Genomic DNA, 15,397 nt, shown 5'->3' with positions numbered 1-15,397 from the left:
TATAACAAAAATAAAAAATAAATTCTTATGAAACTATCCGTAAATGTTGATCATGTAGCAACTTTAAGAGAAGCAAGAGGGGGACTTGAACCTGACCCTGTAACCGCAGCCCACATAGCAGAATTAGCTGGTGCAGATGGAATTGTATGTCACCTCAGAGAAGACAGGCGTCATATAAACGACCGCGACCTTCGCTTACTAAGGGAAACAATAAAGACAAAACTTGACCTTGAAATGGCCGCTACTGAAGAAATGATTAAAATTGCTATTGAAACCCTACCTGATCTTGTAACAATTGTGCCAGAAAGACGCCTTGAAAGAACGACAGAGCGAGGATTAAATGTTGTTGATCAAATTTCTTATCTATCTGATGTCGTAATTGAAATGCATAAGCACGATATAAAAGTCAGTTTGTTTGTTGATCCAGACCCTAAACAAGTTGAATCCGCAGCGAAAACAGGGGCTGACTTTATTGAAATTCACACTGGCGAATATGCAAATGCAAGAAGTGATAAAAAACAGTTTGAAGAACTTCAAAAAATAAAAGAAATAGCAAAGCTTGCACGACGACTTGGACTTGGCGTAAATGCGGGTCATGGATTAAATTATTTGAATGTAATCCCAATTACAAAAATAGAAGAAATTGAAGAATTAAGCATCGGACACGCGATCGTTGCACGAGCAATCTTCGTAGGATTTGAAAGGGCGGTAAGAGAAATGGTCCGATTGGTTAAAGGAATATGATATTGAAATTAAACAATTTCAGAACTGCTTCTTACGCCTTACCCCTGCTTAATGATAGATAAAAATAAATTCATCGTAAAAATTATTTCCCACCGCTATGGACAAGAGAATTGAAACGGTTCTTCGTTATTTTTCGCCCTTTGCGGTAAAAAAGACATAGATAAAACTAAACCAAAGAAAAACAAATGAAATCACAATTTGGCATCTCAACCCTTGCTATCCATGGCAAAATCAAGGACAGATGCTTTCGTTCAGTAGTTTATCCAATATATCAAACATCCACCTTTGCAGTTGAAAAATCCGATGATTACCAAAAATTTATTGATGATACTCCAGATTTCTACATTTATTCAAGATATGCAAATCCAACGATTCGCGAAGTTGAATCTAAGATCGCCACTATTGAAAATTGTGAAGATGCCGTTCTGTTTTCATCGGGGATGTCCGCAATTACATCTACGATTTTAAGTTTTACAGAAGTTGGAGATGAAATTATTTCTCTGCGTTCAATTTATGGTGTAACATATAGATTTTTCAGAGATTATCTACCAAAATTTGGCGTCAAGGTTAACTTCATTGATCTTGAAGAAATTGAAATAATTGATAAACTTATCACTAATAAAACCAAGTTAATCTACTTTGAAACTCCTATAAACCCAACCACAAGGATAGTTGAAATACAAAAAATTATAAATCTTTCCAAAAAACACGACAACATCTTGGTGATTATAGATAATACATTTGCAACTCCTGTGAATCAAAATCCTGCTAATTTTGGAGTTGATATAATTCTGCACAGTGCAACAAAATATCTATCTGGTCATAGTGATTTAATTCTTGGCTGTGCAATCTCTGAAAATTCAAAAATTGAGAAAATAAGAAAAACGAAAAGCACATTCGGTGGGAATCCCGATCCGTTTCAGGCGTTTCTACTTAGCAGAAGCTTAAAGACCCTTGAGATAAGAGTTAAGAAGCAGAATGAAAATGCGTTAGAACTTGCTAAGTTTTTATCAAACCATAGCAAAATAAAAAAAGTTTTATATCCAGGGCTTGATTCTCACCCAGAACATCAAATTGCAAAAAATCAAATGAAAGGATTCGGTGGTATGCTCGCTTTTGAAATTGACGGGACGCTTGAGCATGCGAAAAAATTTTGTGATTCTTTAAAAGTTGCAATTAACGCTACAAGCTTAGGAAGTGTAGAAACGCTCGTTAGCATACCCGTTTTAACCTCACATGTCAAAATGAGCAAAGATGAACTTAATAAGGCTGGAATAAGTGAATCATTGATTAGAGTTTCTGTTGGAATTGAAAATATAGAGGATTTACTTTGGGATTTTGAGCAGGCGTTAAATTCAATATAAAAATAAAAAAGGGCATGCATAAGCATGCCCTTGAAAGTTATTTCAGCTCCTCAAGAACCTTTGCAATTTTATTAACATCTGGGACATTCGGAATTCCATGTTCCTCAACATATCTAACGATACCTTCTTTATCAACGACGACAGTTACACGATTATGTATCCCTTTATCATCAAGATAAACACCATATTTCTTCCCAACTTCTCCCTTTGGATGAAAATCTGCGAGAAGTGGATATTTTATTCCCATTTTCTCAGCAAATGCCTTATGTGTCCAAGTGCTGTCAACACTTATTCCGAAAATTTGAGCATTTAAATTTTCAAAAACTTTCAAAGCATCAACGAAACAGGCATGCTCATTCGTGCAAACTGGACTGAAATCAAGCGGATAAAAAACGAGGACAACATTTTTACCTTTAAAATCACTGAGTTTATATTCTTTATCATCATGCCCTTTAAGGACAAAATCTGGTGCTTGCTCACCAACTTTAATCATATAAGATTCTCCTTTATTTTTGTTTTAAATTTGTTGTGAGAAATATAAGAACTTACAAGCAATTTTCAAAACTTAACAATTTTGACTTCGTTTCCAGATTTTATGAAACCACCTTTTAGAATCTTGCTAACGCGAAACCTGTAGGGTTCTATTTTCTCAACTTCCAAGATCGCCTCACCAATTTTAACAAACGACCTTTTCGGAATCTCAACTCCGCTGGTTAGTTCCAGAACGATTTCAAATTTTTCATTAGTTAACATGGTATCTCTACTTCGTTTGAATAAAAGTTTAATGCTATCCGCTTCTATTGAATCAATAAAAAATTTTCCATCTTTACTTCTTATCAACGCTCTTTCTCTTATCACTCTTTGTCCATTCCCGAGCGTGAGCTGGATATATAAAACTGAAGCAAACATCTAAGTTAAGGAAACGCCTTATGCTTCTTCGCTTTTTTCTTCTTTATATCTGCCGTGTTTTATTACCTTCCCCTCAACAATATAGACAACATCTTCACCGATGTTTGTTGCAAGGTCTGCGATTCTCTCAAGGTTTCTTGATATTCTTTCAATGTGAATAGCTCTTTCAATTGTAGTTGGATCTGAAGCCATATACACAATTAACTCTCGCAAGATGCGGTCTCTATAAGTATCAATTATATCATCTCTTTCACAAACATTTTTCGCAAGTTTTGAATCGCTTTTTATGAAAGCATCAATACTATCCTTGAGCATTTTAATTGTTTCCTCAGCCATCTTTGGCAAATCAATCAACGGTTTAAGTTGTGGTCTTTCAATTAAAAACAACGCACTTCCTGCGATATTTTCAGCCATATCCCCAATCCTCTCAAGATCATTGTTCATCTTTAGGATCATTATAACAGTTCGCAGATCGCGAGCTTCTGGTTGAAACCTTGCAATCAAATTAATACACATTTCATCTATTTCAATCTCATTTTCATTTGATCTCGGCTCATCAACTTGGATAACCTCAAGGAGAACCTGCTTGTCTTTATTTAAAAGACCGCGGATGCTTTTTTCAATCATGCTTTCAACTAAATTTCCTTGTTCAATTATTTTTTCTTTCAGCTTGTTTAATTTTTCGTAGAACATATAACTACCCACGATTAATTTAACCGATTTTACCAGATAAAAATTCTTCAGTTTTTTGATGCGATGGTCTTGTAAATATCACATCTGTTGGTCCGTATTCAATTAACTCACCCAGATACATAAATGCAACATAGTCGGAGATCCTTCCAGCTTGTCCGACATTATGTGTTACGATAACTATCGTTACTGTATCCTTTAATTGTTCAATTAGTTCTTCAATCTTCATTGTTGCAACTGGATCAAGTGCTGATGTTGGTTCATCAAGGAGAATAACATCTGGTTTCATTGCAAGTGCTCTTGCGATACAAAGACGTTGTTGCTGACCTCCTGATAAAAATGTGCCCTTTTTGTTAAGGCGATCCTTTACCTCATCCCAAAGTGAAACTTTTTTAAGCGTTTCTTCAACTATTTCATCGGATTCACTTTTTTTGAGCTTGATACCATTGAGAATATAACCAGCTATTACATTCTCATAAATCGTCATAGTTGGAAATGGATTTGGCTTCTGAAATACCATTCCAATTTTTCTTCTGACAAACATTGGATCAACAGAATATATGTCAATTTCCTCCCTTTTATAACCATCAGTTTCAATTAGATAAACTTTCCCTTCAACTTTCGCTTTTGGTGATAACTCATGCATTCTATTGAAGCAACGAATAAGTGTCGTCTTCCCGCAACCCGAAGGACCCATTATAGCCGTTATGCTATTTCTAACTATTGAAAGATTAACATTTTTAACCACGACATGTTCATCGTAAGAAGCGGTTAAATTTTCTGTTCGCAAAACTACATCAAGCATTTTTAGAAGTTAATGCTTTATTTGTTTTAAAAAATTAAACTAAACTCCAAATCCGTCTTAATAAAAGCCTTTCTGCTTACGCTCGCAGAACGATCTCTTCTATTTTTCAAAACACTCTTTTATCTTTTGCTTAGCATCCGCGTTGCTATATTCAAAAATAAAACAAAAATAACCAAAATACAAGAAGCCCCCCAAGCTTTTGCCCACCAATCTTCGTAGGGACTCACCGCATAGGTGAAGATCAAAAGTGGCATTGAACTAACTGGTTTGAAAATGTCAAAGTTTAAGAACGGATTTCCAAAAGCTGTAAAAAGAAGCGGAGCTGTTTCACCAGCAATTCTGGCTGTTCCAGCAAGTATGCCTGTTAATATGCCACTTAAACCCGCAGGTATCATGACTTTTAGAATTGTTCTATAATATGGAACACCAAGGGCAAGTGATGCTTCTTTTATTTCCCTTGGAATTAATTTCAAAATTTCTTCGGTTGCTTTTATCACAAGCGGTAACATCATAATTCCAAGCGCAACTCCACCAGATAGAGCTGAGAAATGTCCCATCGGTTTAACTACCCATAAATATGCAATTATTCCTATAACGATGGATGGAACACCCTGCAAAATTTCTGAAACAAGTCGCGCTACAAAAGCAACCTTGCTTTCCGAATGCTCCGCAAGATAAACTCCAACCATAATTCCAAATGGAACAGATATGACCAAAGCGATAGATATCAACATAACAGTTCCAACAAGAGCGTTCAAAATTCCACCGCCAGGTTCTCCTACTGGTTTCGGCAATGTTGTTAAAAATTCCCAGTTTATAACAGATATTCCATTTTTTAAGATAAAGAAAAGCACAAGAATAAAAGGCACAGTTGAAAGAATGGTTATAACTGTCAATAAAACCGAAATAACTCTACTTTTGATTAACCGAAATAAATATCCTTTCATTTTCAATGTTGTAGTTTTTTAAGGATCAATCTTCCGGTTAGGTTTACGACTGTTGTTATTATGAAAAGTGTAAAGCCAAGATACATTAGGCTTGAAAGATAAATTTCTCCTGTTGCTTCTGTGAATTCATTTGCAATAACGCTTGCAATCGTATTACCAGGACTAAATATATTTTCAGGTATGCCATGATAATTTCCGATTACCATTGTAACAGCCATTGTCTCACCAAGTGCACGACCGAGCGACAAGATAACACCAGCGATTATCCCAGATCTTGCGTATGGAATCATTACATTTTTTATCATCTCCCAACGCGTCGCACCAAGAGCATAAGCTGCTTCTTTAAGTTCAACTGGCACAAGACGCATTGCATCTTTGCCAATTGATGCAGAATATGGTAAAATCATAAATGAAAGGATAAGTGAAGCCGTTAAAATTCCAACACCATAAGGAGTTACACCAATTTTCATCTCAAATTCACGAACCAAAGGAACAAGAAAAAACAAGCCCCAGAAACCAAGCACAACCGATGGCACACCTGCTATTAGTTCTGTTAAGTATCTTAAAACTTCCGCGAAGAATCCTTTTTGAAAATACTCCCCTAAAACTATACTTATTGCCAACGAAAAAGGTAAAGAAATAGCAAGAGCTAAAAATGATGTAATCAACGTTCCATAAATGTATGGCAAAGCCCCGAAGTCTTCTTGAACTGGATCCCAATTAGTACCTACAAAAAATGCTAAACCAAATTTTTTAAAGGATAAAAGCGATGCGTTAAGCAAGCTGAAAAAAAATCCTACACCGATTAATATCAAAACAAGTGCTGATATTACAAGTATGAGGTTAAATATCCTGTCTTTACTTAATGCCTGCTTCTTTATAGATTGGTTTGCCATTATATGTGATGGTTTTAATTATTGCTTCCGCTTTTTTGACTGCTTCTGAAGGTAATTTTGCATAATCAAGCGGTTCAGTATGTGATTGACCCTCGTGGATCATCCACCAAAGTAGTTTCACAAGTTCTTTTGACTTTTCAAAAGATCTGTTTTTATAGTTTTGTTCTTTATAAACGAGTATCCATGTGAAACTGCTTATCGGATATCCTTCTTCTGCATCTGTATCTGTAATTGATATTCTCGTATCATCCGGAATTTTAACATTTCCAGCCGAGGTTATTGATGATAGTTCAGGTTTTATAAATTTACCTTTTTTATTTTTGATTAAAGCCATTGGTAATTTGTTTTGCTTCGCATAAATTAACTCAACATATCCAATGCTCCCTGGGATTTGCTTTACAAGTCCAGTTACTCCTTCGTTTCCCTTGGCACCGAGTCCAACAGGCCAAGCAACAGAAGTGCCACGCCCAACTTTCTTTTCCCATTCTTTGCTTACCTTTGAAAGGTAATCAACGAAAATAAAAGTCGTTCCACTTCCATCTGACCTATGGATTACAGTTATATTTAAGTTTGGCAGTTTTACATCAGGATTTAACTGTACTATTCTTGGATCGCTCCATTTTTTGATTCTACCGAAGAAAATATCAACTATGACATCAGGAGTTAATTTAAGTTCTGGATTACCTGGCAAATTGTATGTAATCACAACGGCTCCAAGACAAATTGGTATATGGAGCACAGGTGCATCAAATTCTTTCATTTGTGAATCAGTAAGAAAAGCATCGGAAGCCCCGAAATCAACTGTTTTTTCTTTTAATTGTCTTATCCCACCGCCTGAGCCAATTGACTGGTAATTTACTTTTACACCTGTTTTTTTATAATAATCATCAAACATTTTTGAATAGAGAACATACGGAAATGTTGCGCCTGCTCCGAGAAGTTCTTTATCCTGCGAAAACACAGATGAGCTTAATAGAAGTGATAATGCAAGAATTAGTTTTGCGGTTTTCATAAAAGTTTTATGCGATTAATTTTTTTATTCAACGAAAATTAGATTTGAATCGTTAAAATTCTGTTAAACGAACATTAAAAAATCATTAAAATTTTCCCTGTCTTTTAACTGGGAAGATAATTTCAAACTTTGTCCCCATTCCAACTTTGCTTTCAACATTTATAGTGCCGTTATACATCAACACTATGTGCTTTACAATTGATAGACCAAGCCCTGTGCCACCTGTTTGCCTTGATCTTGATTTATCAACTACATAAAACCTTTCAAATATCCTCGGGATATGTTCTTTGGGGATCCCTATACCTGTATCTTCAACTGTTATTTTAATAGCGCTTGCTCCTTTTTCGGGATAATTCTTGAAAGGCTCAACACATATTTTTATGCCTCCGCTGTCCGTATATTTTATCGCATTATCAATAAGGTTGAAAAGCATTTGTTCAATTCTATATGAATCGGCGCGAAATTCAGGCAATTCATTTGATATTTTAACATCACAAGATAATTTTTTATCTTTCAAATTTTTCTCATACATCTTTAAAATTCCGTTGATGATTTTACCAAAGTTAATGTTTTCCTCCTCAAACTTTACACCTGCTTCAACTTCGGAAAGGATCAAGAGGTCATTTATAATTCTTATCAATCTGTCTGTATTTCTTTTTACGGGCTCAAGATATATCAAAATTTCACGAGCACGCTTTGATTTCTTTGCAAAATTTTCAAGTTCTTCTTCAATTGTCTCAATGTATCCCTTTATGTTTGAAAGAGGGGTTTTTAATTCATGAGAGATGTTTTCAATGAGTTCTCGCTTTATCTCTGCCAGTTCCTTAGCAAAAGTTATATCTTCAAAAATGATAAAGATCTCGTTTGCCTCGCTCTTAAATGCACTAACATTGAAGGTTTTTTCGTCACTTTCAATTTCCCGAGAGATTACCGTTCCCGCCTGACTTTCTGATGCTTCAATGACATTTTTAATAAAATCAATCAAGTTAAAATCACGGATGATCTCCCAATAAAATTTTTCCGTTTTATATCTTTCGTCAAATTGAATTAGCACCCCGGATTTTGAGAAGATATCCCAAAATTTATGATTATAAAACTTTACTTTGCCATTAGGTTTAAGTACCAACACTGCGTCAGGCAAGGACTCAAGAAAAACATTTAAATTTCTCTCGCTTTCGCTAAGTTTTCTTTGACTTTTTTCACATTCATTAATTAGTTTATCAATCCCTCTTTCTAATTTTTGTGAAGTTATTTCATCAACTGGCAATTTTTTCAAATCAAAAAAATTTCTAATCTTATTCTCAATTTCGCTCAATGGGATGATGATTTTTTTCAAACACCAAAGCCCGAATACGATCGCAGATAAAATCCCAAGCCAGGGTTTTAGAAGTAGTAGCGATACCGTTAATATCAAAAATATGAAGAATTTTATTCGTGTTTTTTCCATTTTTTACTCAATTTCAATTTTGTAACCAAGTCCTCTAACACTTTTGATCAACTTTCCAGCTTTTCCAAGTTTATCTCTTAGTTTTTTTATGTGCACATCAATCGTTCTATCAAGTACTGGTTTTTCACCTCCCCACACCGCGTTAAGAAGTCGCTCCCGTGAGAAGACCCATCCAGGTTTTTCAGCAAGATGTTTTAACAATTTGAACTCTGTTAATGTAAGATCAACTTTTTCACCTTCAACGAAAACTTCCATTTTATTTACATCTATTGTAAGGAAATCACCAATTTTTATGATCTCTGTTTTATCTTTTTCTTGTGATGTTCTTCTTAATATTGCCTTAACTCTTGCGATAAGCTCACGAGGTGAAAATGGTTTTGTTACATAATCATCTGCGCCAAGTTCAAGTCCGACGATCTTATCTGTTTCGTCAATTTTTGCAGTTAAAATTATAATTGGCATCTTTGATGTGGCAGGGCTGTTTCTTAATGTCTTGCAAAGCTCAAGCCCATCAATATCTGGCAACATTAAGTCAAGGATCAAAAGATCAGGCACATCTGTTGAAAGATATCTAAGGAAAGATTCACCATCTGTAAACTTTTTAGCTTTGAAGCCCGCTTTTTGCACATGTAATGCTATAAGTTCAAGTATATCCCTATCATCTTCAACTATTGCGATTGTTTTTCCGATCATTTTTCACCTCAACTTAAATTTTTTATCATAGTTTATGACATTGTATCTATTCAAAATTTCCTGAACCTTATCTATCGGTATTGCTTCAACTTTTCTTCCCATATAGCCAGACATAGTTTTGGCTTTTAAAATTGAATTGTAAATTGCTTCTTCGGTTGCTTCAACAACAGCTTGAAATAGCGGGGAAAGGGCGAAATTAGGCAAAACCTTTATTTGTTGTGGTTGATAACTATCAAACATTTTTATCCTGCAATCTGGATTAGTTGAAAAAGCGATGACATAATCACCACTTCCATTTGTAGACGGAGAACCAGTTCTCGCAAGCCCAAGCATTGCTCTTTTTGCAAGCCGTTTCAATTGGTTTGGCATAAGCGGAGCATCCGTAGCAACAACAATTATGATTGAACCATCTGCTTCTTCAAGTTCATTTTTTAGAAAAAATTTGCCAAGCTCAAGCCCAACGGGAGCACCATTAATTGTAAGTATACCACCGAAATTAGTTTGCACTAAAACTCCAACCGTCCAACCACCGAGATTTTTAGGCAAAACCCTTGACGCTGTCCCAATTCCACCTTTCCATCCAAAAGCAATTGTTCCGGTTCCAGCTCCAACCGAACCTTCTTCAACTTCGCCAGATTTTGCAGAATTTATTGCATCAAGCACATCTTGATATGTGATGACTCTATCTTGAATTTTGTTTAGATAACCATCATTTGTTTCGCCGACAACCGGGTTAATTGAACGAATTTCTGAACCAGATTTTTCAAGGACATATTGAATTAACGCATCCGCAACCTTGGGCACAGCAAGCGTGTTGGTAAGAGCGATCGGTGTTTCGAGCTCGCCAAGTTCTTCAATTTGAGTTGAGCCCATAAACTTACCAAAAGCATTTCCAGCATAAAAAGCGCAAGGGACTTTTTCCCTGAAAATATCCCCTTCATGTGGAATTATCACTGTAACACCAGTTCGTATGCTATCTCCCTTTATTATCGTCTTGTGCCCTACTTTGACGCCTTTAACATCGGTAATTGCATTATATTTCCCCGTTGGCAATACACCGACTATGATTCCCAATTCCCTTGCTCTGTATCTTTTCTCGCTCTCTTGCGAAATCATGGTTGAAATAAAAATTTGTTGAAAAAGAATCAGTAGCAATAAAATTTTCATATTTCCTCACCCCACTTCTTGTAAAGATTATGTTTTATACCAAAAAGAGATAAAACTTTTCCAGCGATAAAGTCTCCAAGGTCTTCAAATGTTTTCGGCTTTTGATAAAACGCAGGAGAAGCAGGTAAAATTTTAGCTCCAGCTTGTGCCAATGTTAACATGTTCTGAATATGGATTAAATTCAATGGTGTTTCTCTAAATACGAGAACAAGGGGACGATTTTCCTTTAAACAAACATCCGCGGAACGCTCAATTAAATTTGAAGATATACCATTTGCAATGCCAGAGAGAGTTTTAACAGAACATGGAACAACAACCATACCATCTGTTTCAAAAGAACCGCTTGAGATTCTTGCGGCTAAATCCCTGAAATTATATTTCACCACGCTTCCATTTTCAACTTCCGCACCAAACATTTTTTTAAAAACTTGCATAGGTTCATTGCCTCTTAAATCAACCCCACACTCATCCTTCAGCACAAAGTTTCCATAATCCGAGATGATAAGATGCACTTCAAAACCGTAAATTAAAAACGCTCTTATTGTTCTAATGGCATAAATTCCGCCACTTGCACCTGTCACGCCAATTATTATTCTCCGCCTATCAGACATTTAAGATCCTCACGACTTTTTGTTTGATAACTTTTAAACTATATCTTTCCACGACGATGAGGAAAATTAAAACAAACAAAGCCGACAGGTAGCTTTCGGATTTTAAAACTAATCCATAAGCTCCTCTCTCAAAAATTATTACAACAAAGACTGCAAATAAAGCAAAAAATTGTGGCAAAATCTTATCAATAGAACTCAACTTCTCCATTGGCTGGCTTAGTGGTAAATTAGCAAAAAGCAAGTTAGCAAAATTAAAAAATATCTTAAGAACCAAAAAAGTCACCACAAAGTGAAATGAAACAGAAGCAAGGTCACCAATTTTAACAAGATATATGAAAAAGAAAATCACGATCAAAGGAATCAATACATGATGCCATAAAACCATTAATCCAGCGCGAAAGACATCATAAATTTCCTCCGTTCTAACAAAGTGATAAATCCAACTTGCTTGATGATCGCGGTGACTTTGAATTGCAACAATTCCCGCAGTGACATTGAAAAAAAGCGAGAGCAATGTCATAACATTTGCTCTTGAATCTGGGTTAGCAAGCGGATCTTCAACAACATCAAAGAAAACAAAATAAACAGCAATTGCAATTGATATAAAAAATGCAGATAGAACTTTGACCTTGATAGATTTATCTTTTCTCAAATACGCATAAACAAGTTCGTATGTTGCCAATCCCAATTCGGATTTGAAAAATAAATCTTTAAATCTCTCTAAGAACCGAACAATCAAATATCTTTTCTCGCTCCTTTTGTTATAGGTATAACTGGCAAGCATGTTTTTGATGTTTTCAAGGTTGAAAATCAAAGATGGAACGATCAAAAGTATGAAAAAAATAATTGCAATCCCAACGATTTCAGTAGATTGCAAAGTTACATTTCCAACACCAGAAAGCGAAACGAAAATTTTTGAAAAAATAAATTGCGGCAAAAATTTAAGGAATTTAAGATTTTCACTGGCTGTGATAAATATACTACCAGTTCCATCCGACGATATTAGATATTTATTGATCAACTGATAAATAAGAAATACGATAAACACGGCGAAAATTTGTGCTGGCAGGATGATCTCTTTAAATTTTTTCAGCTTGATTCCCTTCCCAAGGAAAAATAAAACGAGAAACACAAGATTAGAAACGAAAATAACATATAGAGACGACACAATAAGATATGCAACTGAAATCTTAACAAACGATTCAACATTGACATTTGGTATGAATGTATTCAAAATTAATAAAACGACAGCTGGCGAAAGATTGAGCGAAAAATTTAAAAGCGAAACGAAAAAAAGAAAATTCAGATATTTAGCGAATCCATATGTTGTTGAATCAATCGGAAGATATGAGAAAAACTCAACTTCACGGGAATTTAGCAAGATGACATCAAACTCAACAAGTATGTTGAAAATTATCAGGACCAGTTCAACCGTGAAAATTATGAAAGCAAAATCAAGAAGAAGCAGGGTCAAGCTTTGTTTGTTTGTGCCTGAAATAGCAATAGAAAAACTTAACATAAAAAACCAGAAAAAGTTTATCAATAGAATTAACAAAATCCGCTCATAAGATACCTTCCCTTCCTTTCCTGTCCGAAGATCAATCTTTAGAAAAAATTTGAATATCTCAAAAATTAATTTCATTTACTCTCGCCAGCGATTTTTTCCTGATTTTTCCTTTCCGCTAAAATTTTTCTATATCTTCTTACTGCCTTTAAGTGTTCCTCATAAGTTTTTGAAAATATATGTCTTCCGCTTCCATCTGAGACAAAATATAAAAACTTATTTTTCTCGGGGTAAAGAACCGCAAGGATTGAGCTTCTGCTTGGATTATTCACAGGTCCAGGTGGTAATCCAGGGTTAAGATAAGTATTGTATGGCGATTGAATTTTCAAATCTTTATAAAACAATCTTCTTGGTCCATCTGGTATGATATATTGAATCGTTGGATCTGCCTCAAGCGGCATTCTTCTTCTCAAACGATTAAAATATACGCCTGCGATTCGCGGTTTTTCATCTTCAAATCTTGCTTCTCCTTCAACTATTGAGGCAAGCGTTACAACTTGATGGGTGTTTAATCCTATGGCTTTTTCCCTTTCCCTTAAGGTATCATCGTAAAATTTTTTAAATTCTGAAACCATCTTTGCGATTACATTCTCTTCAGCATCTCCCCAGATGAAGATATATGTATCAGGCATAAGATAACCTTCAAGATGACTCGCGTCTATTCCAAGCTGTTTAGCAAAACTTGGGTCGCTTACAAGTTTCATAAATCTTGTTGAGTCAATCCCAATTTTAGATTTTAATAGTCCGGCAATCCTTCTTGCGGTCAGTCCTTCTGGGATCGTAACGCTCACAGATAAAATATACGATGGATTTGTTATTTCCCTCATAACAAGTGCCATTGGCACATTATCAGGGAAAATATATTTCCCAGCTTTTACTTTTTTATCCAAGGATAAAATTTTACCAGCATAGTAAAAAATAAATTTGCTTTTCAAAATCCCCTCAGAATCCAATATATCAACTGCTTGCTTGAACGATGAATTTTTGGGTATCTCAACCATAGCAAATTTCGTTGCAGGCGAATTAACAAGGAAAAACTGGCGATTGAGCAAATAGATAGAAAACAAAACAAACAGTATAACTGTTTTTTTCAAAACATCAAACATCATTTTTGATGCGTATAGATTTTCATTTATAATTTGAGATTTTCTCATTTTTCTTATCTCTGCCGATTCCCTTTCAAGTCGTCTGGATTCGTCAATTATTCTTTCATATAATCTCTTGATTGCTGTGTCTGATAGAGGTCCGTAGTTATGTTTTATAACATTTTGAATAACTTGAGTTTCCCGCTCTGGTGAATAAATTGGTAAATTTAATTCTTGTTTTATTTTTCCAATCTCGTCAGCATATCTTGCTCTTTTATTGAGCAAGCGAACTATTTTAACATCAATTTTATCAATTTTCTTACGCCATTTCTCAATTTCATTGTATTTGTTTTTCCTTGAGCGATCCATTTCAAGGTTTAATTTATAAATTCAGACACAAGTGTGACATAGTTATTTCAAATTTTCAAATTCGGAAGCGGGGCTAAGTCAAAATCGTGTTTAATACCATTCTTAAGTTTGATATAACCAACGAATGCGATCATTGCTGCATTATCGGTGCAATATGCAAGATCAGGTATATAGAGTTTCAATCCTTCGCTGTCAGCTTTTTCCTTCATTGTCTCTCTTAGTTCAGAGTTTGCCGCAACTCCGCCTGCTATAGCTATGTTTTTTACATTCAGATCTTTCGCTGCTTTTATGGTTTGTTCAACTAAAGCCTCAACCACAGATCTTTGGAAGCTTGCACTAACATTTTTTATGAAGATATTTTTTTCTTCCCCGCTAAGTTCCTGAAAGTTATTTTTCTTCAGATAGTAAAGAACTGCAGTTTTCAAGCCACTGAAGCTAAATTCATACTTATTTTCATCAACAAATTCAGAAGATGATTTATTTTTTGAAGATGGGATTGGTTTTGGGAACTTTACAAAGTTTGGATCTCCTTCCCGTGCGAGTTTATCTATAAGAGGTCCACCTGGGTAACCAAGTCCAAGAAGTTTTGCAACCTTATCAAATGCTTCTCCTGCAGCATCATCACGAGTTTGTCCAAGAAGCTTAAGGTTTAAGAAATCCTCAACGAGTATAAGCATAGTATGTCCTCCCGAAACAACGAGAACTATAAAAGGAAAATTAGGATGTTCATTCATAAGAAATGTAGAAAACACATGCCCTTCAATATGGTTAACTCCGACAATTGGGACGCCCAGCCCAAATGCCATTGCTTTTGCAAAGCTAACACCAACAAGCAAAGAACCAATTAAACCAGGTCCATAGGTTACAGCAATTCCGTCAATCTCTTCTTTTTTTACACTTGCTGATTTTAACGCTTCATCAACAACCTTCACTATCACTTTTTGATGAGCTCTTGAAGCAAGTTCAGGAACAACACCACCATATTTTGAGTGAAAATATTGTGATGAAACTATACTTGAAAGTAATTTACCATCTTTCAAAACAGCTGCCGATGTTTCATCACAAGATGTTTCTATCCCAAGGATTATCACTTT

General features: G+C 35.2%; 16 protein-coding genes. 2 read left to right on the top strand and 14 right to left on the bottom strand.

The annotated features are described in order from the left end of the window. Positions 1-27 precede the first annotated feature (27 nt). The gene (locus NZ923_10060; protein MCS7230361.1) at positions 28-744 is read left to right on the top strand and encodes a pyridoxine 5'-phosphate synthase; all 717 of its coding nucleotides are present in this window, start codon (positions 28-30) and stop codon (positions 742-744) included. Positions 745-929: 185 nt separating this feature from the next. After that, complete coding sequence (locus NZ923_10055; GenBank protein MCS7230360.1) at positions 930-2,108, top strand: aminotransferase class I/II-fold pyridoxal phosphate-dependent enzyme; 1,179 nt, start codon at positions 930-932, stop codon at positions 2,106-2,108. A gap of 37 nt (positions 2,109-2,145) precedes the next feature. On the opposite strand, the gene NZ923_10050 is transcribed toward NZ923_10055, so the two are convergent. From NZ923_10050 to tsaD, 14 genes are all read right to left on the bottom strand, one after another. Then, positions 2,146-2,601 carry a peroxiredoxin gene (locus NZ923_10050; protein MCS7230359.1) on the bottom strand — a complete coding sequence of 152 codons (456 nt, stop codon included), beginning with the start codon at positions 2,599-2,601 and terminating at the stop codon, positions 2,146-2,148. Positions 2,602-2,666: 65 nt separating this feature from the next. Next, positions 2,667-3,017, bottom strand: a complete 351-nt coding sequence (locus tag NZ923_10045) for a hypothetical protein (protein MCS7230358.1) — start codon at positions 3,015-3,017, stop codon at positions 2,667-2,669. Positions 3,018-3,035: 18 nt separating this feature from the next. Then, positions 3,036-3,710 (bottom strand): phosphate signaling complex protein PhoU, encoded by a 675-nt coding sequence (gene phoU, locus NZ923_10040; GenBank protein ID MCS7230357.1) that lies wholly within the window; start codon positions 3,708-3,710, stop codon positions 3,036-3,038. 19 nt (positions 3,711-3,729) lie between these two features. Further along, positions 3,730-4,512 carry a phosphate ABC transporter ATP-binding protein PstB gene (gene pstB, locus NZ923_10035; protein MCS7230356.1) on the bottom strand — a complete coding sequence of 261 codons (783 nt, stop codon included), beginning with the start codon at positions 4,510-4,512 and terminating at the stop codon, positions 3,730-3,732. A 119-nt stretch (positions 4,513-4,631) separates the two neighbouring features. Further along, positions 4,632-5,408 (bottom strand): phosphate ABC transporter permease PstA, encoded by a 777-nt coding sequence (gene pstA / locus NZ923_10030; protein ID MCS7230355.1) that lies wholly within the window; start codon positions 5,406-5,408, stop codon positions 4,632-4,634. Positions 5,409-5,461: 53 nt separating this feature from the next. Beyond that, positions 5,462-6,355: a phosphate ABC transporter permease subunit PstC gene (gene pstC / locus NZ923_10025; protein ID MCS7230354.1), complete on the bottom strand. Its 894-nt coding sequence runs from the start codon at positions 6,353-6,355 to the stop codon at positions 5,462-5,464. Further along, positions 6,318-7,367, bottom strand: a complete 1,050-nt coding sequence (gene pstS / locus NZ923_10020; GenBank protein ID MCS7230353.1) for a phosphate ABC transporter substrate-binding protein PstS — start codon at positions 7,365-7,367, stop codon at positions 6,318-6,320. Before pstS ends, pstC begins: the two co-directional genes overlap by 38 nt. Positions 7,368-7,452: 85 nt before the next feature. Beyond that, on the bottom strand, positions 7,453-8,814 hold the full coding sequence (locus NZ923_10015; protein ID MCS7230352.1) for an ATP-binding protein: 1,362 nt from the start codon (positions 8,812-8,814) through the stop codon (positions 7,453-7,455). A gap of 3 nt (positions 8,815-8,817) precedes the next feature. After that, the gene (locus tag NZ923_10010) at positions 8,818-9,507 is read right to left on the bottom strand and encodes a response regulator transcription factor (GenBank protein MCS7230351.1); all 690 of its coding nucleotides are present in this window, start codon (positions 9,505-9,507) and stop codon (positions 8,818-8,820) included. Positions 9,508-9,510: 3 nt separating this feature from the next. Beyond that, positions 9,511-10,623, bottom strand: a complete 1,113-nt coding sequence (locus tag NZ923_10005; protein MCS7230350.1) for a P1 family peptidase — start codon at positions 10,621-10,623, stop codon at positions 9,511-9,513. Between the two features lie 47 nt (positions 10,624-10,670). Continuing rightward, positions 10,671-11,285: a UbiX family flavin prenyltransferase gene (locus tag NZ923_10000; GenBank protein MCS7230349.1), complete on the bottom strand. Its 615-nt coding sequence runs from the start codon at positions 11,283-11,285 to the stop codon at positions 10,671-10,673. After that, positions 11,278-12,927 (bottom strand): hypothetical protein, encoded by a 1,650-nt coding sequence (locus NZ923_09995; protein MCS7230348.1) that lies wholly within the window; start codon positions 12,925-12,927, stop codon positions 11,278-11,280. The genes NZ923_10000 and NZ923_09995 overlap by 8 nt, the downstream gene beginning before the upstream one ends. Further along, the gene (gene mltG / locus NZ923_09990; protein MCS7230347.1) at positions 12,924-14,303 is read right to left on the bottom strand and encodes an endolytic transglycosylase MltG; all 1,380 of its coding nucleotides are present in this window, start codon (positions 14,301-14,303) and stop codon (positions 12,924-12,926) included. Before mltG ends, NZ923_09995 begins: the two co-directional genes overlap by 4 nt. A 47-nt stretch (positions 14,304-14,350) precedes the next feature. Beyond that, positions 14,351-15,394 carry a tRNA (adenosine(37)-N6)-threonylcarbamoyltransferase complex transferase subunit TsaD gene (gene tsaD, locus NZ923_09985; GenBank protein MCS7230346.1) on the bottom strand — a complete coding sequence of 348 codons (1,044 nt, stop codon included), beginning with the start codon at positions 15,392-15,394 and terminating at the stop codon, positions 14,351-14,353. Between the last annotated feature and the right edge of the window lie 3 nt (positions 15,395-15,397).

It is taken from the genome of Candidatus Kryptonium sp. (assembly GCA_025060635.1).
Classification (GTDB): Bacteria; Bacteroidota; Ignavibacteria; order Kryptoniales; family Kryptoniaceae; genus Kryptonium.
This window is presented reverse-complemented; position numbering and strand designations above follow the sequence as displayed.

What these genes read in the sequence shown, in the direction of transcription:
- mltG (MCS7230347.1), bottom strand. Translation starts at nt 14,303, where the DNA reads ATGGATCGCTCAAGGAAAAACAAATACAATGAAATTGAGAAATGGCGT.
- NZ923_10050 (MCS7230359.1), bottom strand. Translation starts at nt 2,601, where the DNA reads ATGATTAAAGTTGGTGAGCAAGCACCAGATTTTGTCCTTAAAGGGCAT.
- NZ923_10060 (MCS7230361.1), top strand. Translation starts at nt 28, where the DNA reads ATGAAACTATCCGTAAATGTTGATCATGTAGCAACTTTAAGAGAAGCA.
- NZ923_09995 (MCS7230348.1), bottom strand. Translation starts at nt 12,927, where the DNA reads ATGAAATTAATTTTTGAGATATTCAAATTTTTTCTAAAGATTGATCTT.
- pstS (MCS7230353.1), bottom strand. Translation starts at nt 7,367, where the DNA reads ATGAAAACCGCAAAACTAATTCTTGCATTATCACTTCTATTAAGCTCA.
- pstC (MCS7230354.1), bottom strand. Translation starts at nt 6,355, where the DNA reads ATGGCAAACCAATCTATAAAGAAGCAGGCATTAAGTAAAGACAGGATA.
- NZ923_10015 (MCS7230352.1), bottom strand. Translation starts at nt 8,814, where the DNA reads ATGGAAAAAACACGAATAAAATTCTTCATATTTTTGATATTAACGGTA.
- NZ923_10010 (MCS7230351.1), bottom strand. Translation starts at nt 9,507, where the DNA reads ATGATCGGAAAAACAATCGCAATAGTTGAAGATGATAGGGATATACTT.
- NZ923_10000 (MCS7230349.1), bottom strand. Translation starts at nt 11,285, where the DNA reads ATGTCTGATAGGCGGAGAATAATAATTGGCGTGACAGGTGCAAGTGGC.
- NZ923_10045 (MCS7230358.1), bottom strand. Translation starts at nt 3,017, where the DNA reads ATGTTTGCTTCAGTTTTATATATCCAGCTCACGCTCGGGAATGGACAA.
- NZ923_10005 (MCS7230350.1), bottom strand. Translation starts at nt 10,623, where the DNA reads ATGATTTCGCAAGAGAGCGAGAAAAGATACAGAGCAAGGGAATTGGGA.
- pstB (MCS7230356.1), bottom strand. Translation starts at nt 4,512, where the DNA reads ATGCTTGATGTAGTTTTGCGAACAGAAAATTTAACCGCTTCTTACGAT.
- NZ923_10055 (MCS7230360.1), top strand. Translation starts at nt 930, where the DNA reads ATGAAATCACAATTTGGCATCTCAACCCTTGCTATCCATGGCAAAATC.
- phoU (MCS7230357.1), bottom strand. Translation starts at nt 3,710, where the DNA reads ATGTTCTACGAAAAATTAAACAAGCTGAAAGAAAAAATAATTGAACAA.